General features: G+C 71.1%; 18 protein-coding genes. 8 read left to right on the top strand and 10 right to left on the bottom strand.

Annotated features, from left to right (window positions below; translation table 11 throughout):
- Positions 1-70: 70 nt before the first annotated feature.
- From ACFV0T_RS11960 to ACFV0T_RS11945, 4 genes are all read right to left on the bottom strand, one after another.
- Positions 71-1,276 (bottom strand): glycosyltransferase, encoded by a 1,206-nt coding sequence (locus ACFV0T_RS11960; protein ID WP_385777188.1) that lies wholly within the window; start codon positions 1,274-1,276, stop codon positions 71-73.
- Positions 1,273-2,922, bottom strand: a complete 1,650-nt coding sequence (locus ACFV0T_RS11955; protein ID WP_385777186.1) for an ArnT family glycosyltransferase — start codon at positions 2,920-2,922, stop codon at positions 1,273-1,275. Before ACFV0T_RS11955 ends, ACFV0T_RS11960 begins: the two co-directional genes overlap by 4 nt.
- On the bottom strand, positions 2,919-4,187 hold the full coding sequence (locus tag ACFV0T_RS11950; RefSeq protein WP_385777184.1) for a glycosyltransferase: 1,269 nt from the start codon (positions 4,185-4,187) through the stop codon (positions 2,919-2,921). The genes ACFV0T_RS11955 and ACFV0T_RS11950 overlap by 4 nt, the downstream gene beginning before the upstream one ends.
- A 202-nt stretch (positions 4,188-4,389) precedes the next feature.
- On the bottom strand, positions 4,390-6,423 hold the full coding sequence (locus ACFV0T_RS11945) for a thioredoxin domain-containing protein (RefSeq protein WP_385777182.1): 2,034 nt from the start codon (positions 6,421-6,423) through the stop codon (positions 4,390-4,392).
- A 156-nt stretch (positions 6,424-6,579) separates the two neighbouring features.
- On the opposite strand from ACFV0T_RS11945, the gene ACFV0T_RS11940 reads away from it, so the two are divergent.
- On the top strand, positions 6,580-9,780 hold the full coding sequence (locus ACFV0T_RS11940; protein ID WP_385777180.1) for a tetratricopeptide repeat protein: 3,201 nt from the start codon (positions 6,580-6,582) through the stop codon (positions 9,778-9,780).
- A 126-nt stretch (positions 9,781-9,906) separates the two neighbouring features.
- On the opposite strand, the gene ACFV0T_RS11935 is transcribed toward ACFV0T_RS11940, so the two are convergent.
- Positions 9,907-10,167 carry a hypothetical protein gene (locus tag ACFV0T_RS11935; protein ID WP_385777178.1) on the bottom strand — a complete coding sequence of 87 codons (261 nt, stop codon included), beginning with the start codon at positions 10,165-10,167 and terminating at the stop codon, positions 9,907-9,909.
- A complete protein-coding gene (gene mca / locus ACFV0T_RS11930; protein ID WP_385777175.1) occupies positions 10,160-11,041 on the bottom strand; it encodes a mycothiol conjugate amidase Mca in 882 nt (293 codons plus the stop codon). Before mca ends, ACFV0T_RS11935 begins: the two co-directional genes overlap by 8 nt.
- A 158-nt stretch (positions 11,042-11,199) precedes the next feature.
- Between mca and ACFV0T_RS11925 the strand changes: the two genes are divergently transcribed.
- Together ACFV0T_RS11925 and greA are read left to right on the top strand one after the other, a co-directional pair.
- A complete protein-coding gene (locus ACFV0T_RS11925; protein ID WP_385777173.1) occupies positions 11,200-11,598 on the top strand; it encodes a DUF4307 domain-containing protein in 399 nt (132 codons plus the stop codon).
- Between the two features lie 252 nt (positions 11,599-11,850).
- Positions 11,851-12,351 carry a transcription elongation factor GreA gene (gene greA, locus ACFV0T_RS11920; protein WP_385777171.1) on the top strand — a complete coding sequence of 167 codons (501 nt, stop codon included), beginning with the start codon at positions 11,851-11,853 and terminating at the stop codon, positions 12,349-12,351.
- A 54-nt stretch (positions 12,352-12,405) separates the two neighbouring features.
- Here greA and ACFV0T_RS11915 read toward each other — a convergent pair whose 3' ends face one another.
- The 3 genes from ACFV0T_RS11915 to ilvA all read right to left on the bottom strand — a co-directional run bounded on the left by ACFV0T_RS11915 (position 12,406) and on the right by ilvA (position 15,784).
- Positions 12,406-13,251 carry an ABC transporter permease gene (locus ACFV0T_RS11915; protein WP_385777168.1) on the bottom strand — a complete coding sequence of 282 codons (846 nt, stop codon included), beginning with the start codon at positions 13,249-13,251 and terminating at the stop codon, positions 12,406-12,408.
- Entirely contained in the window at positions 13,248-14,270 is a 1,023-nt protein-coding gene (locus tag ACFV0T_RS11910) for an ATP-binding cassette domain-containing protein (RefSeq protein ID WP_385777166.1), read from the bottom strand. Before ACFV0T_RS11910 ends, ACFV0T_RS11915 begins: the two co-directional genes overlap by 4 nt.
- Positions 14,271-14,554: 284 nt before the next feature.
- Positions 14,555-15,784, bottom strand: coding sequence for a threonine ammonia-lyase (ilvA, locus tag ACFV0T_RS11905; RefSeq protein ID WP_385777164.1), 1,230 nt, complete (start codon positions 15,782-15,784; stop codon positions 14,555-14,557).
- Between the two features lie 144 nt (positions 15,785-15,928).
- Here ilvA and ACFV0T_RS11900 point away from each other — a divergent pair, with 144 nt between their 5' ends.
- The 3 genes from ACFV0T_RS11900 to ACFV0T_RS11890 all read left to right on the top strand — a co-directional run bounded on the left by ACFV0T_RS11900 (position 15,929) and on the right by ACFV0T_RS11890 (position 17,411).
- Positions 15,929-16,453, top strand: a complete 525-nt coding sequence (locus tag ACFV0T_RS11900; protein ID WP_385777162.1) for a MarR family winged helix-turn-helix transcriptional regulator — start codon at positions 15,929-15,931, stop codon at positions 16,451-16,453.
- Between the two features lie 156 nt (positions 16,454-16,609).
- Positions 16,610-17,122: a sigma factor-like helix-turn-helix DNA-binding protein gene (locus ACFV0T_RS11895; protein ID WP_385777160.1), complete on the top strand. Its 513-nt coding sequence runs from the start codon at positions 16,610-16,612 to the stop codon at positions 17,120-17,122.
- A 40-nt stretch (positions 17,123-17,162) separates the two neighbouring features.
- The gene (locus ACFV0T_RS11890) at positions 17,163-17,411 is read left to right on the top strand and encodes a hypothetical protein (protein WP_385777158.1); all 249 of its coding nucleotides are present in this window, start codon (positions 17,163-17,165) and stop codon (positions 17,409-17,411) included.
- Between the two features lie 97 nt (positions 17,412-17,508).
- On the opposite strand, the gene ACFV0T_RS11885 is transcribed toward ACFV0T_RS11890, so the two are convergent.
- A complete protein-coding gene (locus ACFV0T_RS11885) occupies positions 17,509-18,663 on the bottom strand; it encodes a cystathionine gamma-synthase (RefSeq protein WP_385777156.1) in 1,155 nt (384 codons plus the stop codon).
- 174 nt (positions 18,664-18,837) lie between these two features.
- Here ACFV0T_RS11885 and ACFV0T_RS11880 point away from each other — a divergent pair, with 174 nt between their 5' ends.
- The gene (locus tag ACFV0T_RS11880; protein WP_385777154.1) at positions 18,838-19,956 is read left to right on the top strand and encodes a hypothetical protein; all 1,119 of its coding nucleotides are present in this window, start codon (positions 18,838-18,840) and stop codon (positions 19,954-19,956) included.
- A gap of 67 nt (positions 19,957-20,023) precedes the next feature.
- The gene (gene msrA / locus ACFV0T_RS11875; protein WP_385777152.1) at positions 20,024-20,692 is read left to right on the top strand and encodes a peptide-methionine (S)-S-oxide reductase MsrA; all 669 of its coding nucleotides are present in this window, start codon (positions 20,024-20,026) and stop codon (positions 20,690-20,692) included.
- Positions 20,693-20,949: the final 257 nt, after the last annotated feature.

Here is a 20,949-nt window from a genome sequence, read left to right as displayed (position 1 = left end):
GTGCGGTTCACGCGGTCCGTACCGTGCACACGGTTCGTACGGTTCACGCGGCTCATGAGGTTCATACGGCTCACACGGCTCTCCTTGCTGTGCGGCTCCCGGCGGGGACGTCGGTGCGTTCCCGGCGCGGCAGATAGACCAGCGCCTCGGTCCCGGCGAAGCGCAGGACGAACGTGGTGACCAGCGCGAGCGCGGTCGCGGACAGCGCCCCCATCCCGAACCGGTCCACGAACAGGGCGATCAGCGGGATGCGCAGCAGCAGATCCGCGTTGGCGAGCAGCGCGAACCGGCCGACGCGGTCCCACCAGCGCCGGTGCCGGCGCCGGTCCCGGAACAGCAGATGCTCGATGAGCAGGAAGTTCCAGGCCACGCCGAGCTGGTTGGCGAGGATCTCCGCGGGGACGTAGTGCAGTCCCGCGACGGTCAGGGCCCACAGGCCGAGCAGGTTCGGCACGAACCCGGTGGCGCCGATCAGCCCGAAGCCGACCATGCGCGCGACCGGCGAGGCGGTGCGCAGGCCGACCAGGTGGCGCAGGAAGCGCAGGCCCTCCTGCGCGCTCGACTTGGACTCGCCCGCGAACCGGTCCTGGAAGACGAAGGGCACCTCGGTGACCTGGCGGGGACGGTTGCGCACGGCGAGTTCGAGCAGGATCTTGTAGCCGAGGGGCTTGAGGACGTCGGCGGTGACCGCGCTGCGGCGGATGGCGAAGAAACCGCTCATGGGGTCGCTGATGCCGTGCAGCTTGCGCGGGAACAGCGACTTGGTCAGCCAGGTCGCGCCGCGCGAGACGGCCACCCGGTAGCTGCCCGCGAGCCCGGCCCGGCTGCCGCCCTTGATGTAGCGGGAGGCGACGACGAGACCGGCGTTCGCCCGCTCGCCGGTGGCGACCAGTTCCGGGACGAGCGACGGCGGGTGCTGGCAGTCGCCGTCCATGACGACGATCCAGTCCGACCCGGCCGCCCTGATGCCCTCGACGACCGCCCCGCCGAGGCCGCCGACCGGCTCGTCCCGGTGCAGCACGGTCACCGGGAACGGGCAGTCCTCGGCCGCCTCGGAGATCACCTGGGGGGTGTCGTCGGTGGAGTCGTCCACGAAGACGACCTCGCAGGGCAGCCGGGCCGGCACCGAATCGGTGATCTGGCGCAGCAGCTGACGGACGTTGGCGGACTCGTTGAAGGTCGGTACGACGATGGTGACGGCGCCGGGCTCCGGCACCTCCGCGGCCTGTACGGCGGGATCGCCCAGCTCGCCCGGGACGGTGGACTCGTGGCTCATCGGACGCCTCCGGAGACGGTCTCGATCTGGCGGATCTCGATGCGGTCCTCGCCGGTGCCGAAGGTGGCGACCGGCGTCGAGTGCTGCAGGGCGTCCTTGACGCCGGGCAGGTCGGCGGCGTCGCGCCGCACGGTCGGCGAGGCGACCACGTAGTCGAGGTCCCGCCAGCCGTGCGGCATGGTCTTGCTCACCGCGGGGTCGAGGTCGGCCTTGTAGAACCAGATCGCGCCGAGTCCCGGCCGGTACCCGGCGTGCACCAGGTCCAGCCAGAGCGCGTCGTCGACCAGGACCCGGGCGTCCTCGGGGTGGGCCACCTCGGTGCTGAGCCACTGGGACGCGGCCCGGTAGGGGGCGTTGGCGTCGGCGGTGACGGCGGTGCGGTCGCCGTCGTACCAGTGCGGCACGACGTAGGCGCCGGCGGCGACGGCCAGGACCGCCGCGAGGGCGTACCGGCCGCCGGTGACATACCGGTTCTCGCCTTCGGCGCGCCGTCTGCGCAGCACGGCGTGGGCGACGGACGCGGTGCCGCCGGCCAGGACGAGGGCGAGGAAGGGCAGGGCGCCGATGACGTACATCGCGGGCAGGTAGCCGCTGGGGCGCATCGCGACCAGGGTGAGGATGGCGACCGCGAGGGCCGGTCCGGCCAGTGCGCGGGCGGTGACCGACCAGCGCCAGGTGACCAGCAGCAGGACCGCGCCGGCCAGACCGCCCAGGGGCAGGACCCGGTCGTAGTACAGCCAGGACTGCAGGACGCCGTGGGAGCCGGTGCCCGGCTCCAGGATGAAGCCCGAACCGGGCCTGGACATCTGGTACTTGATGCCGTCCCAGAGCGAGACATGGCCACCGCCGGGCACCAGCTCGCCCTTGAGCAGGGCGAACAGGGGGTAGGAGAAGCCGATCAGGGAACAGGCGGTGATGGCTCCGGTGAGCGCGAACTTACGGGTGTCCTTGTGTCCGTGCCGCCACATGGTGACGAGCAGGGCGGGCAGGACGACGAGCATCGTCTCCTTGGTGAGCACGGCCGTGGCGGCCGCGATGCCCGCGCCGAAGTGGTGCCAGAGGTGCCGGCTCGGCGAGGCGGCCAGGCAGAACGCCAGCAGCGTCCACATCACGGCGAGGTTGTCGAGGAAGATCTCGCGCTGGAGGACGACGGACAGCGGCGAGAGCCCGAACAGGACCATCCCGAGCCCGGCGGCCCAGCGGGGCAGGGACAGGCGCCGGGCGAGGACGTAGACCAGTACCGCGCTGATCGCGCTGACGAGCAGCATCGCGATCCGCATCGAGCCGACGGTCATCGAGCCGGGGCTGACCAGGGACGGGATCCACGTGAGCACGGCGATCTGGATCCAGCCGAGCGGCGGGTGGTCGTACCAGTACGTGTAGTGGGCCAGGCCCCTGCCCTCCTGGACCGCCCAGGCCTGGGCGAGGTAGGTGCCCTCGTCGTCGCTGAGGGTGGGGTAGTCGGCGATGTTCCAGCCCTGCACGACGAGGATCGCCACGAGCAGTACGGCGCACAGGATGAGGTCGGGGCGGGAGGAACGCAGCCGCTTCGGCGGCTCCGTCCGATCCGTCGAACGCGCTTCAGAGGCAGGCCGGCGCTGCGCGGGGACCTTGACTGCGGTCACCGCGGGAAGGGTGGAGGTCACGCAGGAACGTCCTCTCGGATCACTTCGGATGCGGTTAGATGCGCGCCGACATGAGTGGTCAGCTCCCAGTCGTTGCGGCCGCGTTGTTCACGCCATACGGCGCGGATGGCGGCTCCGGCGAGGAGGACCTGGTAGAAGGGGCCGCCCACGATGAGCTTCAGGTAGTGGACGAGGCGGACGCGCAGGCCGTACTGCTTGCCGAAGTCGTGCAGTCCGACGACCTCGAAGACGAAGGTGACCAGGGCCGTGACGGCCGGCAGGAAGGTGATGAAGGCGATCGCCACGGGCACGTCGAGGAAGAGCGCGATCGCGACGTTGAGCGGGATGATGACGCCGGAGAAGGCCTGGAGGAACGGCGTCATGAGGGTGTAGCGGGCGAGCAACCGCTGCCCGAAGCCCGGGAGTTGCTTCCAGTCCTTCTTCCGGTAGACCTGGAGGAAGCCCTGGTTCCAGCGGGTGCGCTGCTTCAGCAGGGACATCAGCGAGCCGGGGGTCTCCTCCCGGGTCACCATGTCGGAGTCGTAGGCGACGACGACCTTCTTGCCGACGCTGGACAGCCGCACGCCCAGGTCGCAGTCCTCGGCGAGGCAGTCGGGGTCCCAGCCGTCGGCTTCCCGCAGTACGTCGGTCCGTACGAAGACGGTGTTGCCGCCGAGCGGGATGAAGCCCTTCTGCGCGTGCAGGTGCAGCCGCGAGCGGAACCAGAAGAAGTACTCCAGGCAGTTGCGCAGGCTGTACCAGCTGGAGTGGAAGTTGATCAGCTGCACCCCGCCCTGGACGACGTCCGCGCCGCTGTCGCGGAACGCGTGGTCGACATGGGCGAGCAGTTCCGGATGGACCTGGTCCTCGGCGTCGAAGACCCCGACGACATCGCCGCGGCAGTGCGGCAACGCCGTGTTCATGGCCTTCGGCTTGTTCTTCTTCTCGTGGGTGTCGACGACGACACGGACACGCTGGTCGCGCTCCGCCGCCCGCTCGGCGACCGCCGTGGTCTCCGGATCGTCGTGCCCGACGATGACGATGATCTCGAAGTCGGTGTGGGTGGACTCCAGCAACCGCTGGATCGTGTGGTCCAGCACGGCTTGTTCGTGCCGGGCCGGCAGCAGCAGGGAGAAGGAGAGGTTGTCTCCCCCGTCCGGGCTGCTGAAACGGGTGGAAGCGAGCACTTCGGGCGTACGCCACGCGTGCATCTGCCACCACAGAGTGAAGGCCGCCATCCAGAACAAGGCCAGTGAAACGGCAGCGATGAAGACAGACGTCAGCAACAGATCCCCCCGGATCCCCTTAGCCCCCTGTCGCGACAGGAAAGCACATCCGTCGCGTTACTGTGCAGAGACTAGGGGGGAACTGTGAAGTTCGAGCGCTCTTCCGATAAATAGCGTGTTTCCGAACGCTGGAGCACTTGCCGGACGTGTCCGAACACATGCCCCATTCCGCTAGGTCGAAACCGGCGCCCCACGTCGCGTTTCAGCCGTTCAGCGCCCCGCGCAGCCGCTCCGGATCGGTGGTCGGAGCGTCACAGGTGAAGTTACGGCAGACGTAGGCCGTCGGTTCACCGCCGACCAGCGGCCGATCGGCGAGCAGCGGAAACTCGTCACTCGCCACGGCGCCCACCGCCACCACGGCACCCGGGGCGGTGCCCAGCAGCGCCGTACGGTGCAGGGCCCGGGTGGCCGGATCGTCGAGCGCCGGACCGACGACCGCGACCTCCCGCGGCCCGTCGAGCAGCGCCTCGGCGACGGCGAGCCCCCAGCCGATGAACCGCGGCACCCGCGGCCCGAGCGCCTTCACCACGCCCAATGCCCGCTCGGCGGCGACGCGATGGGGTTCGGAGCCGGTCTGCGCCGCATAGCCCAGCAGCGCGCCGGCCGCCGCGGTCCAGCCGGAGGGGGTCGCGTTATCGGTCGGATCCTGCGGCCGGCGGATCAGCCGCTCGGCGTCGGCGGCGGTGTCGTACAGGGCCCCCAACTCCGGGTCGACGAAACCGGCCAGCACATGGTCGAGCAGCAGGCCGGCGAATTCCAGCCACACACCCTCCCCGGTCACGGACGCCAGCGCGAGGAAGCCCTCGGCGACGTCCGCGTAGTCCTCCAGCACCCCCGCGTGCGCACCGACCCGGCCGTCCCTGCTGGTGCGGGCCGGCCGGGCGTGCTCGTCCAGGTGCAGCCGTACGAGGAGATCGGCGGCGGAGACGGCGGCCTCGACCAGGTCGGGGCGGTCGAAGTAGGCGCCGGTCTCGGCGAGGGCGGCGACGGCGAGCCCGTTCCAGGCGGCCACCACCTTGTCGTCCCGGCCCGGCGCGGGGCGCTCCGCCCGCGCCGCCAGCAGCCGTGCCCGGACGGAGGCGATCTTCTCGGCATCGAACACGCCTTCCTGCTGCGGAAGTTGCAGCACGGAGGCGCCCTCCTCGAAGGTGCCCTCCTCGGTCACCCCGAAGTGGGCGGCCGCGAGCGCCGCGTCCTGCTCGCCGAGCACCTCGGCGAGCTGCCGCGGGGTCCACACGTAGTACGCGCCCTCGACGTGCCGCCCGCTGCCGTCGTCGCTGTCGGCGTCCAGCGCGGAGGCGAACCCGCCCTCGTTCGTACGCAGTTCCCGCACCATGAAGTCGGCGGTCTCCAGCGCGACCCGGCGGGCGAGCTCCGATCCGGTGGCCCGCCACAGATGCGCGTACACCCGGCACAGCAGGGCGTTGTCGTACAGCATCTTCTCGAAGTGCGGCACGGTCCAGTCGCGGTCCACGGAGTACCGGGCGAAGCCGCCGCCCAGCTGGTCGTAGATGCCGCCGCGGGCCATGCGCTCACAGGTGTCCTGCGCCATCTGGAGCGCGCCCTCGGAGCCGGTGCGCGCGTGGTGGCGCAGCAGGAACTCGATCACCATGGACGGCGGGAACTTGGGCGCTCCGCCGAACCCACCGCGCTGGGCGTCGTACTCCCGGGTGAGACCGAGCAGCGCCCGCGCGATCTCCTCCTCGCCCGGGCTCTGCGTGTCGCCGTAGGAGATCTCGCGCCCCGCCAGGTCCCGCACGATCTTCCCGGCGACCTCGTCGACCTCGTCCCGCCGCTCGGTCCAGGCGCTGTGCACACCCTCCAGCACCTGTCGGAAGGAGGGCATGCCGTGCCGGGGCGCGGGCGGGAAGTAGGTACCGAAGTAGAAGGGCTCGCCCGCCGCCGTGAGGAACACGGTCATGGGCCAGCCGCCCTGCCCGGTCGCCGCCTGCACGGCCTCCATGTAGACGGCGTCGACATCGGGGCGTTCCTCGCGGTCGACCTTGATGTTGACGAAGTGTTCGTTCAGGTAGTCGGCCGTCCGCCGGTCCTCGAAGGACTCGCGCGCCATCACATGGCACCAGTGGCAGCTGCTGTAACCGACGCTCAGCAGCACCGGTTTGCCGCTGCTGCGGGCCTCGTCGAAGGCCTCCGCCGACCACGGCCACCAGTCCACGGGGTTGTCGGCGTGCTGGAGCAGATACGGGGACGTCTCTTGGGCGAGGCGGTTCGGCATGGGGTCCATCCTGCCCCAGTACCCCCGTAACTCCGGACAGCACGGGTACGGCGCGGCTCGCACCGTGGCGGCGGCCGTCCGCCCTCTCCCCTCCACTCCTCATCCGCCGCACACTTGACCACGAAGAACACCATGGCCGCCGGAGGGGGACCTGGCATGCGGGACAGTCACAAGGTGGAGGCCGAGCGGTTGATCGCTCGGGCCGTCGAGGAGGAGGTGCGGCGGTCGGGCGGGCGTACCGACGGGCAGGCGCTGCTCACGCGGACGCGTGGCGCGCTGGACGCCATGGCCCGGACGGCAGACGAGGAGTACGGGGCCTACACGCGCGCCCTGGACGAGGCGGCGGCCGGACAGCTCAGCTTCGGGCAGCGGTACGCGCGGGAGGGGAGCGGAACTCCCCTGCTGGTGGCGGCCGTCGCCGCGGTCGCCGCCGCCGTCGCCGACCTGGCGCTGGGCACCGGCGCGGGCACGGCCCTGGGCGCGGGGGTGGCCGTCGGGGTCGTCGGCGCGGCGGCCACCGTCGTGAAGGTGGCCGGTTCCCATCTGCCGGCCGCGCACCACCGGGCGGGAGCCGCGAGCCAGCCGGGCGGCCCTGAACAGCTGCGGTTGCAGTGGCTGACGGCGCTGGAGGTGCGGGGGATCCGCCCGTTCCTGGATCAGCAACGCGTGCTGAGCGCGTCCACCCGTCCGAAGAAGGCGGGGCCGCGGCTGCGCGGCGCGGACAAGAGCGCGGCCGCGCGGGGGCGGACCGTGCTGGAGCAGTCGTTCGGGCAACTCCCCGAGCTCACCGGCCCGTTCGCGGGGCGGCGGGCGGAGCTGGCGCGGATCCGGCAGTGGGTGCAGGCGGCCCGCGCGAGTACGGAGACCCGGCCGACGGTCGTCGTGCTGCACGGGGCGCCCGGCAGCGGTCGTACGACGCTCGCGGTCCGTGCCGCCCACGACCTGCGGGACCAGTTCCGGGGTGCGTGCGTGGTCGATCTGCGCGGCGACAGCCCCGGGGAGCCGCCGCTGCCCACCCGCGACGCGTTGCTGCACCTGCTGAACCGGCTCGGCGCGCCCCGCGAACAGCTGCTGTTCCGGGAGCGCTCCTCCGCCGAGCAGCAGGTCAAACGGCTGAGCGAGCTCTACCACCAGCACCTGACCGGGCTGCCGGTCACCGTGGTCCTGGACGACGCCTCCGACCCGGAGCAGGTGCGCACGCTCATGCCCGAGCGTTCCGACAGCCTCGTCCTGGTCACCGCCCGCAAGCCCCTCGACCTGCCCGCCGATCTCCCGGCCCGGGTGCACCAGCTCCCGGTGGAGGCCCTGGACGCGGCGGGCGCGGAGGAGCTGCTCGGCGCGGCCGCGACGGACACCTCGGGGCCGTACGACGCCGAATCCGCCGACCTGATACGCGAGTTGTGCGGCGGGCTGCCGCTGGCGCTGCGCGTCGCGGGCTCCGCGCTCGGCCCGCGCTCGCCCCGGCAGCTCGCCACCGACCTGGACGCGTACGGCCCGGTGGAGCCGGTCGAACGGGTGCTCTGGCTGCGCTACACCGACCAGCCGGACCCGGCGCGGCGGCTGCTGCGCAGGCTGGCCCTGGCCGGCCGGGCCTCACTCGGCGCGGCGGCCGCCGCCGCGCTCCTGGCCACCGACCAGCCGGAGGCCACCCGGCAGCTCGTGACGCTGTCCCGGGCGGGCCTGATCGACCATGTCCGGGGCGACCGCTACCGGCTGCACGACCTGGTCCGCGCCTTCGCCCAGGGCCGCCTGCTCGACGAGGAGGAGCCGGCCGAGCGCACGGCCGCGCAGGAACGGCTGATCGTGAGCTACGGCGACCTGGCCGACTCGGTGCTGCGGCTGGTCGACGGCAACATGTCGACCCGCTCGGACCGGTTCAGCCCGCACGGTTTCACCTCGCTCGACGAGGCGCTGCGCTGGCTGGACGACGAGTCGAGCTTCATCACGGCGACCCTGCGGCACGCCGAGGGCGTGAACCAGGCCGCCGTGCTGAACCTGCTCGGCGCGCTGTGCGACTACTGCCTGCTGCGCGGCGACCTCTACCGCCTGGGCGAGATCAGCGAGCTGGCGCAGGCCGTCGACCAGGGCCTGCTGGTCCGTTCGGTGCAGTGGCGCACCGGCATCGCGGCCCGTCAGCTGGGCGAGCTCGACAAGGCGCGCACGACGCTGACGTCCGTGGTCGACCTCTATATGGAGGCCCACCACGACGCGGGCGCCGCCCGCGCCCTGTGCTCGCTGGGCATCACGCTGCACCACCAGGGCAATCTGACGGAGGCGGCCGCGAAGCTGCGGGAGGCGCTGGACCTCCAGACGGCCCCCGAGCTGGCGACGGACCGCGCCTGGACCATGCACGCGCTGGCCGCCGTCGAACGCGACCGCGCCCATGTCGCCGAGTCCCTGGACCTGTTGACCCGCTCCCTGGTGCTGCACCGGGAGGGGGGTTCGGTGCACGGCGAGGCGTGGGCGCACTTCCAGCTCGGCCAGCTGGGGCTGCGCATGGGCGACGTACCGCGCGCGGAGACGGAGTTGCGCGAGGCCCTCGACCTGTACGGCCGCACCCGGGACGCCCGGGGCGAGGCCTGGGCGCTGACCCAGCTGGCGCGGGCCCGCCTGGTGGCCGGCGACCCTTCGCCGGCGGTGGACGGTCTGCGCCGGGCGGCGGCCCGGCACCGCGACAACGAGGACGCGCGCGGAGAGGCCTGGACGCTCTACTACCTGGGCCAGGCCCTGGAGGAGACGGGCGACCTGGATCACGCGGTCCGTGAACTGGAACGTTCCCGCACGATGTTCTCCCGCATGCGCGATGTCTACGGCCTGGCCTGCGCCCGCCATCACTCGGCCCGGGTGACGCGGGACCAGCGCGCGGCCCAGACGGGCTCGCTGCGCAACTCGGGCTTCGCCCGTCAGCTCCTCGTCGACGCCCGCGCCGACTTCCAGCGCATCGGCGTCGCCCACGGCGAGGCCTGGACCTGTCTGGAACTGGCGGTCGTCGACGCGGGCAACGCGCGTGCCCAGCAGGCCCTGGGCCTGTGCGACGAGGCCACGGCGCTGTTCACCTCGTACGGCGACGGCCGGGGCGCGGACTGGGCCGCGTTCCTGCGCTGCACCCTGCTGCCGTACGCCGCCGCCGGCGGTGTGGAGGTCGGCACGGCGGTGGCCCAGGAGGAGCTGGCCCGGCTCGCGCGCTCGGGGCATCCGCTGCGGGACGAGAAGCTGGGCGACTACGTGGAGGCGTACCGGCTCCTGCTGGAGCGGGGCGTGACCCTGGAGACGGGGTGGCAGGCATGGCGGCTGGGCATGGTGCCGAACCGGCACGCCCGGGAGGTGATGGGGGTGGCGGTGCCGGCCGGGCAGTGACGCCTGCCGGCCCCGGGGACCGTCAGGCGGCCTCGTGCGCCGGCCCGGCGGCGGTCACTCCCACCGTTGCGGGAGTGACTCCCCCCGATCCCTGCCGGGTCCTGCCGTCCCGGCCGACCGGCCTGGTCAGCCCTGCTGCGGCTTGACCCGGCCGGACGGCTTCGCCCGGCCCTCCCCGGATTCCGCCCCGGAGTCAGGGGACTCCTTGAAGTCGACCTTGCCCATGTGCTTGCTCATGGACCTCATCAGCCCCCACACCGCCACGGCCATCGCCGCGAAGACGATGAAGCCGAGGACGCCGGGGGTGACCTTGTTCTCGTCGACCTCCTTGGCGAGGGGGACGAGGTGCGTCATTGCCAGACTCACGCTTGCGCTCATGTCAGGCATTGTCGCGGATGCCCGCAAAGAGGTCGTCCTCGGGGAGGGAGGTGTCCACGAGGGACTTCGCGAGCTCGTACTCCTCCGTCGGCCAGACCTCCTTCTGGAGCTCCATCGGCACCCGGAACCAGCCGCCGTCGGGGTCGATCTGGGTGGCGTGCGCGATCAGCGCCTTGTCGCGGATCTCGAAGAAGTCGGCGCACGGGACATGCGTGGTGAGCGTGCGCTCGGTGCGCTCGAACTCGCTCCAGCGCTTGAGCCAGTCCCCGTAGGGCGACTCCAGGCCGCGGTCCAGCAGCGCCTCGTGCAGCGCCTCGGTGCGGGGGCGGTTGAAGCCCTGGTTGTAGTAGAGCTTGAGCGGCCGGTAGGCCGGTCCGTACTCGCTCTCCGGGTACTTCTCGGGGTCCGCCGCGCCCTCGAACGCCACCATCGAGATCTTGTGGGTCATGATGTGGTCGGGGTGCGGGTAGCCGCCGTTCTCGTCGTAGGTGGTGATCACCTGGGGACGGAACGAGCGGATCTGCTTGACCAGCTCACCGGCCGCCTTGTCGACGTCCTCCAGGGCGAAGCAGCCCTCGGGCAGCGGCGGCAGCGGGTCGCCCTCGGGGAGGCCTGAGTCGACGAAGCCGAGCCACTCCTGCTTGACGCCGAGGATCTCGCGGGCCTCGTCCATCTCCTTCTTGCGTACCTCGTGGATGTGCTCCTCGATGTACTTGTCGCCCTGGAGCTTCGGGTTGAGGATGGAGCCGCGTTCCCCGCCCGTGCAGGTCACGACCAGCACGTCCACCCCCTCGGACACGTACTTCGCCATGGTGGCCGCGCCCTTGCTCGACTCGTCGTCGGGGTGCGCGTGCACGGCCATCAGTCGCAGCTGATCAGTCAAGACACAATCCTCAGTAAGTCGGCGCCCGGTGTGATCGGGTGCGATGGGCGGCTTCTATAGTGACCGAATCGGGGGGCGAATAATTCCGGGGTCCCGCTCCGGAGCCCACTTTCGGAGCTTCATCCGACACCGCCGAGTGACATGGCGAGAGGACGATCATGAGCACGGCGAGCACGCGACTGCCCGAGGGCCGTTACGGCCGCTCCTCGGACGAACGCGCCGACCGCACACTCAAGGTCGCCGGTGCCGTGCTCGGCGCCGCCCTGCTCGCCCTGCTGGGCTTCTTCGCCTGGCACTACGTCGCCCAGAACGAGATCAGCGCCCAGGTGATCACCTTCGACGCCTCGGACAACGCCGTGAAGATCCATCTGGAGGTCCACAAGGACTCCGGCGCCGACGGCTACTGCACGGTGCGCTCACAGGCCGCGAACGGTTCCGAGGTGGGCCGGGCGGACTTCCGCTTCTCCGGGTCCGACACCCGCATCGACAAGGTCGTCACGCTCCGTACGACGTCCCGCGGTACGACGGCCGAACTGCTCGGGTGCCACACCGGCTGAATGGCTCGGGTGCCTGCCGGCTGACACGAGCTGTCACGGATTCACCCGGACTGACAAAGGCCGATACCCGCTGACGATACGGGCATCCCCCGCAATGCGTAGCCGCTGACCTGGGTTGACGTGATTCTGATGGCTTATGTCCTCCCCCTACGGCCGCTGAATTGTTAGGCTCGTGGTTTCGCCCATCCGTGAGGGACCATTCTTGTGGGGAGGGCGATGCTTTGTATTCCCTGTACCGACGAGGAGCACCCTGTGACCCAGACCAGCGAGAACGTCACCTGGCTGACCCAGGAGGCGTACAACAAGCTCAAGGACGAGCTTGAGTACCTTACTGGTCCTGCGCGCACGGAGATCGCCGCCAAGATCGCGGCCGCGCGCGAGGAGGGCGACCTGCGTGAGAACGGCGGGTACCACGCGGCCAAGGAGGAGCAGGGCAAGCAGGAGCTCCGTGTGCGCCAGCTGACCCAGCTCCTGGAGAACGCGAAGGTCGGCGAGGCCCCGGCCTCGACCGACGGTACGGTCGCGCCCGGCATGGTCGTGACGATCGCCTTCGACGGTGACGAGGACGACACGATGACCTTCCTGCTCGCCTCGCGCGAGTACGCGAGCACCGACGTCGAGACCTACTCGCCGCAGTCCCCGCTGGGTTCCGGCGTGATCGGCCACAAGGTCGGCGAGGACGCGGACTACGAGCTGCCCAACGGCAAGAAGACCTCGGTGCGGATCCTGAAGGCCGAGCCGTACAGCGGCTGACCTCCCTCTACGCCTCGACGGGCCCCCGGCGCCACCTGGACGCCGGGGGCTCTGTCATGCGGCCGCCGAGCGGTACTTGCGCACCGCGAGGGTCCTGAAGACGACGATGATCAGGACCGAGTAGATCAGCGAGGCCCAGACCGGGTGGACCATGGGCCAGGCGTCCGAGGCGGAGACCCCGGGATTGCCGAAGAGCACACGGCACGCCTGCACGGTGGCGCTGAAGGGGTTCCAGTCGGCGATGTGCCGCAGCCACGGCGTCATCCGGCTGGAGTCGGCGAACGCGTTCGAGACGAACGTGACCGGGAAGAGCCAGATCAGCCCGCCCGAGGTCGCCGCCTCGGGGGTCCGCACGGAGAGGCCGATCAGGGCGCCGACCCAGGTGAACGCGTATCCGAGCAGGAGCAGCAGGGCGAAGGCGCCGAGCACCTCGCCGATGCTGGTGTGGGTGCGCCAGCCGACCAGCAGCGCGACGACGGCGAGCACGGAGACGGTGAGGGCCGTCTGCACCAGGTCGGCGAGCGTGCGTCCGGTGAGCACGGCGCCACGCGCCATGGGCAGGGAGCGGAAGCGGTCGATCAGACCCTTGTGCATGTCGTCCGCGATGCCCGCGCCCGCGCCGGCGGTGGCGAAGGTGACGGTCTGCGCGAAGATGCCGGCCATCAGGAACTCGCGGTAGACGGAGGGGTCCGTGCTGCCGCCGATGGTCATCGAGCCGCCGAAGACGTACGAGAACATCACGACGAACATGATCGGCTGGAAGAGCCCGAAGATGATCATCTCGGGGATCCGGGACATGCGGATCAGGTTGCGCTTGGCGACGACCAACGAGTCCCGGACGGACTGGACGACGGGGTTCGAGGGCGCCGCGATCGGCACGGCGTCGGTGACGGCGCTCACTGGGTGGTCTCCTTCTTGGGCTTGCGGTCCTTGGTCTGCGCGTCGTCGCTCTGTGTCTCGTCGCTCTCCTCGGCCTTCACCTCGGCCACGTGTCCCGTGAGGGAGAGGAACACGTCGTCGAGGGTGGGGCGGCGCAGGCCGATGTCGTCGATCTCGATGCCGCGGCTGTCGAGCTCGCGGATGACCTCGGCGAGGAGCTTCGCGCCTCCGGTGACGGGCACGGTGAGCTTGCGGATGTGGTCCTCGACGGTGGTCTCGCCCTTGCCGAAGCCGCGCAGCACCTCCGCGGCCGTCGCTATGTGCTCGCGTTCGTGCACGACGACCTCGACCCGCTCGCCGCCGGTGCGGGCCTTGAGCTGGTCGGAGGTGCCGCGGGCGATGACGCGGCCGTGGTCGACGACCGCGATGTCGTGCGCGAGGTGGTCGGCCTCCTCCAGGTACTGGGTGGTCAGCAGCAGTGTCGTACCGCCGGAGACGAGGCGCTTGATGACCTCCCAGAGCAGGAGGCGGTTACGGGGGTCGAGGCCTGTCGTCGGCTCGTCCATGAACATCACGGGCGGGGAGACGACGAGCGCCGCCGCCAGGTCGAGCCGGCGGCGCATGCCTCCGGAGTAGGTCTTCGCGGTGCGGTCGGCGGCCTCCGTGAGGTCGAACTGTTCGAGCAGCTCCACGGCCCGGGCCTTGGCGGCCTTCGCCTTCATCTGGTAGAGCTGCCCCACCATCTGGAGGTTCTCGCGGCCGGTGAGGTATTCATCGACCGCGGCGAACTGGCCGGACAGGCCGATGGAGCGCCGCACCTCGTTCGGTTGCTTGAGCACGTCGAGTCCGGCGACGACCGCGCGACCGCGGTCGGGGCGCAGGAGGGTCGTCAGACAGCGCACGGTCGTCGTCTTGCCGGCGCCGTTGGGCCCGAGCAGACCCAGGACCGTGCCCTCGGGAACATCGAGGTCGACGCCGTCCAGAGCCTTTACGTCACCGAAGGTCTTGACCAGACCTTCGGCATAGATGGCGCCTGGCATATGAGTCTCCACGTCGTCGGGAATTCTTCGAAAGGTCAGGGTTCGCGGGTTGAGTCGCGCCCTTGGGGTTCGTTTGATGGGGGACAGGGGTGTCCGGACGGTCGACGGACGAACCCACGCGTGACAGCGGCTCACGCGTGCGGCGGTCCATGGGCGGCAGCGACCGCCACCGGCATGCGACACACCATAACGCGATGTATCGCGTCTCTCAATGGGTTTTCACCGACCGTGACTCGATCGAGTGAGCATCGGCTGCGCACCAGGTGAGCGGGAGAGCCGTGCCCTCAGCCGATGACGGTGTACCCCGCCGTACGCAGGGCCTGGCCGACCTCGGCGCAGTGCTCCGCGCCCTTCGTCTCCAGGTGCAGTTCGACCTCCGCCTCCGTGAACCCGAGCCGTGGATCGGTCCGGACGTGGCTCACGTCGAGGACATTAGCGTCGACCACTGACAACACCCCCAGGAGCGCCGCGAGGGCCCCCGGCCGGTCCGTCAGGCGCACTCGAACCGCCAGGTAGCGGCCCTGAGCGGTCATTCCGTGCCGCAGCACGCGCTGAAGCAGCAACGGGTCGACGTTGCCGCCGGACAGCAGCGCCACCACCGGACCCTCGAACGCCGCCGGCTCGCTCAGCAGCGCCGCGACCGGGCTCGCCCCGGCCGGCTCGACGACCAGCTTGGCCCGCTCCAGACACAGCAGCAGCGCGGTGGACAGCGCGTCCTCGCCGACCGTGCGGACCTCGTCCACCAACTCCTCGATGATCTCGAACGGCACGTCACCGGGCCGCCCCACCTTGATGCCGTCCGCCATCGTCGCGGGGTTCTCGATCGACACCGGGTGACCGGCCGCCAGCGAGGGCGGGTACGCCGCCGCGCCCTCCGCCTGCACACCGACGATCCGCACGTCCGGCCGCACCGCCTTCACCGCGACCGCGACACCGGCCGCCAGACCGCCGCCGCCGATCCCGACCACGATGGTGCCCACCTCCGGGCACTGGTCCAGGATCTCCAGGCCCACCGTGCCCTGGCCCGCGATGATGTCCGGGTGGTCGAAGGGGTGGATGAACACCGCGCCCGTCTCGGCCGCGTACTCCTGCGCGGCGGCCAGCGTCTCGTCGACCACCTGCCCGTACAGGCGCACCTCGGCGCCGTAGTGCTGGGTCGCGCTGATCTTCGGCAGCGGGGCGCCCTTGGGCATGAACACCGTGGAACGCACGCCGAGCAGCGACGACGCGAGGGCGACGCCCTGCGCGTGATTGCCGGCGCTGGCGGCGACGACCCCGGCGGCCCGCTCCTCGGGCAGCAGCCCGGCGATACGCACGTACGCCCCGCGCAGCTTGAACGACCCGGTCCGCTGGAGGTTCTCGCACTTGAAGTGCACCGGGGCGCCCACCAGCCGCGACAGGTACCTGTTGCCCTCCATGGCGGTCACCCGGGCCACGCCCGTGAGCATCTTCTGGGCTCCGCGTACGTCGTCCAGCGTGACCGGCGGCAAGGGGTCGGCCTTGCGGTAGTTCATGACTCGAGTCTCGCAGTTCACACGCGGGCGGCGCCGCTGTGACCAACCACCGAGACTGGTTTCCTCAGCGCCGGTACGGCCCGCCCCCCAGCCGCGTACCCTGTCCCCCACATCCAGCACCCTTCATGAAGTGAGCCCCCGGCCATGCCCACAACACCTGAAATGTCGATGGACATGACGACCGTCGGTGACACCGGTCTTCTCGACACCCTCCAGCACGAGGTGGCGGTGTTCGCGCGCCGCGCCGAACAGACCCGGCTCGGCGGCGTCGGACAGGTGCGCAACTCCATGGACCGCGCCGCGTACCTCCTGCTCAACCGGCTCGACAAGGAGGGCCCGATGGGCGTCAAGGCGCTCGCCGCGAGCATGGGCATCGACTCCTCGACCGTCACCCGTCAGGTGGCGCCGCTGGTCGACACCGGCCTGGTCAAGCGCACCTCGCACCCGGAGGACGGACGCGCGGTGGTGCTCCAGCTGTCCCCGCGCGGGCTGTCGCGGCTGGAGGAAGTGCGTTCGTCGAGGCGTCAGTTGATGGCCGAACTGACACACGACTGGGCCCCGGAGGAGCGCGAGGCGTTCCTCACGCTCCTCACGCGCTTCAACAGCGCGCTGTCCGCCCGGATGTCGCCCCCCGGAGGCCCGGGCGCGGAGCCGCAGCCGGCTTCCTGAGCCGGAGGCACCCGGCCGTGTCCCGGGGCGCGGCCGCGGTTTCCGGCCGTGCGCGGCTCTTGACCGAAAGGGCGCCCCTGGCCTCATATGAGACCGGGTCCCCGTCTCACACAGCAGGGGCCGTTTCCCCAGGGTGGCTGTCAGGCGGGAGGCGCGGTGCGAGAACGGCATGCGTCCCAAGGCGCCCGCCGTGCCAGGGAGTTCGAGGCGTTCGTCGCCGGCGCGGGCGGGCGGCTGCTGCACACCGCCACGCTGTTCACGGCGGAGCCGCCGGACGACAACCCACGCGCGCGGCGCCTGCTGACACTGGCCCTGGCCCAGACGTACGCGTGCTGGGACCGGCTGCGCGGCGAGGACCCCTACGATCGCGCCCGCCAGTATCTGGCCACCCGCTTCGCCCATGAAGCGTGGCACCGGTACGGCAATCTCGGTATCGGCCGCCGCGCCCGCCGCCGTCCCGTGAGCGTCCTGGCCGTCCTCACCCCGCAGGAGCGGCTGATCCTCGTCCTGCGGTTGTACGAGGGGGTGGCGGAGGAACAGGCGGCGGCCCTGCTCGGCCTGCCCGTCGAACGCGTCCACGCGATCTGCGACCGGGCGACCGCCACACTCCTGCACCCGCCCCGGGACCCCGCCCCGGCGCTGACGGAAGCGAAGGTGGCGGCGTCGTGACGGGCCGGCGCACTCGGCGGCCGAACCGGGGGAGGCACGGATGAACCGGCCCGAGCGGGAGGCGGCGGCACGGCAGATCATGCAGCGGACGACGCCCCAGGTGCCGCCCGACCTCTGCGCGGACGCCGCACGCCTCGGCGGCCGCATGCTGCGCCGCAGGACCCTCGCACGCCGCCTGGCGTGGCTGCTGCTGTGGACCGCGGTCCTGGCGTTCACGATCTGGGCGATCACGGTCCGGCCGTGGGTGGAGCCGCCGTCGGTCACGACTCCACCCCTGACAGGCTGGTGAACTCCCCGCCCCGGGGCTCCGGCTCCTGGGGAGCCGGAGCCCTGGGCATCCGGGGATCCTGGCGCCGTGGTGCTCTGACGCCGTTGGGCTCCGGGAACTAGCCCAGGGCCTGCTGGAGGTCCTCCAGAAGGTCCTCGACGTTCTCGATGCCCACGGAGAGGCGTACGAGATCGGCGGGCACCTCGAGCGCCGAGCCGGCCGCGGAGGCGTGCGTCATGCGCCCGGGGTGCTCGATCAGCGACTCGACACCGCCCAGGGACTCACCGAGCGTGAACACCTTGGCGCGGTTGCAGACCTCGACCGCCGCCTCCTCGCCGCCCTCGACCTGGAAGGAGACCATGCCGCCGAACGCCCGCATCTGCTTGGCGGCGATCTCGTGGCCGGGGTGCTCCGGCAGACCCGGGTACAGGACGCGCGTCACGCGCGCGTGCCGGGTGAGCATGTCGGCGACCTTCGTGGCGTTCTCGCTGTGCCGGTCCATACGCACCGACAGCGTCTTGGTGCCACGCAGCACCAGCCAGGAGTCGAACGGCCCGGCGACCGCGCCCATGGCGTTCTGGTGGTACGCGAGCTCCTCGCCCAGCTCCCGGTCGTTGACGATCAGCGCGCCGCCGACGACGTCCGAGTGACCGCCCATGTACTTGGTCAGGGAGTGCACCACGACGTCCGCGCCGAGCGCCAGCGGCTGCTGGAGGTACGGCGTGGCGAAGGTGTTGTCGACGACGAGCCGGGCGCCCGCGTCACGGGCGATCTGCGCGACGGCGGCGATGTCGGTGATGCCGAGCAGCGGGTTGGAGGGGGTCTCCACCCACACGACCTTGGTCTTCGGGGTGATGGCGGCCCGCACGGCGGCGGGATCGCTGGTGTCGGCGACCGACCATTCCACCCCCCACCGGGAGACGACCTTCGCGAAGAGACGGAACGTACCGCCGTACGCGTCGTTCGGGATGACCACGTGGTCACCGGGGCTCAGCAGCGTACGCAACAGGCAGTCCTCGGCCGCCAGTCCGGACGCGAACGCGAGGCCCCGGCGACCGCCCTCCAGGGCGGCGAGGTTCTCTTCGAGGGCGGTCCGGGTCGGGTTGGCGCTGCGGCTGTACTCGTAGCCGCCGCGCAGACCGCCCACGCCGTCCTGCTTGTAGGTCGAGACCTGGTAGATCGGCGGGACGACGGCGCCGGTGAGGGGATCGGCGGTGTTGCCCGCATGGATCGCGAGGGTCTCGAAGTGCTGACTGATGTGCCTGTCGCTCATGAGCCCGAGCGTAGTGCGCTCACGGGGCCGGTGACGGACGGCGGGGCACAGGCGGTCGTACTGCGGGATTTTTCGGTGGGCGGGGCGGGTCCGGGAGGGACATCCGACCGAAGGTTTTCCACCGGCTGTCGAACGGGTTGGCCAATTGTCGGCGCTGTCTGGTTCGCTTGAGCCATGGAGATTCTCTGGGTCCTGATGGCGCTGGTCATGCTGGGCTTCGTGCTGAGCCCGTTCCTGCTGCGCAGGCGTGGCCGGATCGAGCAGGTCGCACCGGGACACCCGGACGCCGCGGATCCGGCGACCTACGGATTCGTGCGCGAGGAGGAGCTGGACATCCGCATGCCCGGCCCCGACCACGACCTGCTGGACGTCCTGGACCTGGTGCAGCGCACACAGGACTACCGGGCGGCGCAGCAGCTGCTGGCCGGCACCGAGACGGATGGCGAGCTGCGCTGGCAGCGCGTGCAGGCCTTCGCGGGAGCGGCGTCGCTGGAGCTCCAGCAGCGTCCCGGCGGGGTCAGCGAGACGCCGGGCGGGCAGTGGTTGCGGGTGTGGCGGGCCGAGGCGCCGAAGGACGCGGGCGGCGCGGCGGTGCACGCGGAGTTCCTGGTGCAGCAGGCGTGGCGGACGTCGACGCCCGGGACGGACGAGTTCCGGATCATCATGGAAGAGGCCCTGGACGCCTGCGGACAGGCGGCGCTGCTCGCCCCCGGCGACCCGGTCCCGTACATCGTCGAACTGTCGGTGGCCCGCGGGCTGGCGTACACACAGCCGGAGTTCGAGCAGCTGTGGCTGAAGATCCTGGACCGCGCCCCGGCGCACATGGGAGCGCACCTCGCGGCCCTGCACTACTGGTGCGAGAAGTGGCACGGCTCGCGCGAGCTGGCGTACTCCTTCGCGGAGGCCGCGGCGGCCCGGGCCCCGCAGGGCTCGCTCCTGGCCGCCATGCCGCTGTTCGCGGTCTTCGAGCACCTCCCCGAGGTGAACCTGGTCAGCAGCTTCTACCAGAGCGAGGTCGTGACGAAGGCGATGCACGGCGCGCTGTTCGCGGTGCACGCGGCCCGTGCGGACGACCCGATGCTGGCGCACGTCCGTCACCTGCTGCTCTTCTTCCTGGTCCGCGCCGAACGCTGGTCCGAGGCCATGAACCAGCTGATACACGTCGACGGTCATGTCGGCGCCCTGCCGTGGACGCTGTCCGGTGATCCGGCCGCCGAGTTCGCGGTGTACCGGGCGCTGGCGGTGGCGGGCTACGAGGCGAACGGCGGCAACCCGGCGACCCTGCCGCACTGAGCGCGGCGGCCGGAATTCACCGGGGGCCGGGCACGTTGACGCGTGCGGACCCTCGATTGGAGACCGCATGTTCCTGCACAGCCGTACGCCCAAGCTCCCGACCCCCGAGCAGGCTCTGCGCGGGCGCCCGGAGCCGGCCTTCACGGTCCCCGACCGCCACACCGTCCTCGGCAACCCGCTGCTGGGCCCCTACCCGGAGGGGCTGGAGGTCGCCGACTTCGGCATGGGCTGCTTCTGGGGCGCCGAGCGCAAGTTCTGGCAGCTCCCGGCGGGCGTCTGGACGACCCTGGTCGGCTACCAGGGCGGCCACACCGAGCACCCCACGTACGAGGAGGCCTGCTCGGGCCTGACCGGCCACACGGAGGCGGTCCGCGTGGTCCACGACCCGAAGGTGATCTCGTACGAGCGGCTGCTGAAGACCTTCTGGGAGTCCCACGACCCTACGCAGGGCTTCCGCCAGGGCAACGACGTCGGAACCCAGTACCGCTCCGCGATCTACACCCACTCCCCCGCCCAGGCCGAAACGGCCGAGGCCTCCCGCGCCGCCTACCAGAAGGTCCTGACGTACTCGGGCCACGGCACGATCACCACGGAACTCCTCCCCGCCGAGGGCCGCCCCTTCTATCCGGCGGAGGCGTATCACCAGCAGTACCTCGACAAGAACCCGGCCGGTTACTGCGGGATCGGCGGGACGGGTGTCTCCTGTCCGATCGGTGTGGCGAAGGCCGAAGGCTGACGTCACCGGGTGGGCGTGGACGGGTGACCAAGCTGGTCCCGTTCGGCGTAAGGGCTGAGCCGTACGACTTCAACGTGGGCTCATCGTACGAGGAGGACGTCGGTGATCCGGTCGGCCTGCTCCCGGCTCGAGCTTGCGAGAACCCACTCGACTCATGACGTGCAGGGCGAGGCGCGTGCGAGATCGACTGAGGAACACTCTCCTCGACGTCTCCCCTGCGCCAGGGTCACTCATTTGCCGCGCATCCGGAGGAGCGG

The organism is Streptomyces sp. NPDC059582, from assembly GCF_042735715.1.
Lineage (GTDB): Bacteria > Actinomycetota > Actinomycetes > Streptomycetales > Streptomycetaceae > Streptomyces.
Note: the sequence above shows the minus strand (reverse complement) of the source record. Positions and strands in the feature narration are given on the sequence as shown.